Here is a 247-nt window from a genome sequence, read left to right on the forward strand (position 1 = left end):
GGTTGCCGTCTTCCTTGACGGAGCCGGCATCGTCGCCCGGCTGGTTCGGGGTGATGACGGCCGTGTCGTTGGTGCCGGTGATTTCGACGGTGATGGTCTTGGTGGCGGTGCCGCCGTTGCCGTCATCAACCGTGACGGTGATGGTGTCGGTGACTTTTTCGCCGTCCTTCAGGGCCTGGACCTTGTCGCTGCTGTTGTCCAGCTCGAACTTCCAGTTGCCGCTCTGGTCGACGGTGAAGGTGCCGTA

At 62.8% G+C, this 247-nt stretch carries 1 protein-coding gene; it reads right to left on the minus strand.

What is annotated here, in order from left to right; genetic code table 11:
- A partial coding sequence (locus tag AC6LKG_RS26650; RefSeq protein ID WP_498170019.1) for a VCBS domain-containing protein occupies positions 1-247 on the minus strand: 247 nt, incomplete at both ends.

Source organism: Achromobacter sp. 46006 (assembly GCF_059761975.1).